We start from the raw sequence: 532 nt of genomic DNA, 5'->3' as shown, positions 1-532 counted from the left end.
GCGAGACAAGAGATCAAAGATGCTCGCGTCCACTGTGCAGTTCTCAACGACCAACCCGCGCTCCTTCCCCAACGACTCCACCGGCCCGCGCACGCGCGGCGATGTGAAATCGGGAAGGCCCGGACGAGGTGCACCCCCACCCCCGGCACGAGACCGGCGGACGGAGTCCGCTCCCTCAGGACCCAACAGCGTGCCTACGACCACCCACCTGCCCCCGGCTCCGGTCCACGCCGGCGCCCCGAAGGACACCCGGCAGTACTGGGAGCCGGCCACAGCCGGCGGCCGAACTGGTCAGCGTTCCACCCTCGAGCACTGCCTCGGACGCTCCGCGGCCACCCGGACATGGGCGGCCATCACGGCCCGAGCACAGCTCTGCACCCGACGGACATCGTCCGCCGAGCGAGATGCTCCTTAGAAAGGAGGTGATCCAGCCGCACCTTCCGGTACGGCTACCTTGTTACGACTTCGTCCCAATCGCCGATCCCGCCTTCGACGGCTCCCTCCCACGAGGGGTTGGGCCACCGGCTTCGGG

1 rRNA gene is annotated in these 532 nt (G+C 69.0%); it reads right to left on the bottom strand.

Annotation, left to right across the window (positions count from 1 at the left end):
* Positions 1 to 415: 415 nt before the first annotated feature.
* A 16S ribosomal RNA gene (locus ACI79Z_RS22835) occupies positions 416 to 532 on the bottom strand; the annotation flags it as partial.

It is taken from the genome of Geodermatophilus sp. SYSU D00663 (assembly GCF_054050655.1).
This window is presented reverse-complemented; position numbering and strand designations above follow the sequence as displayed.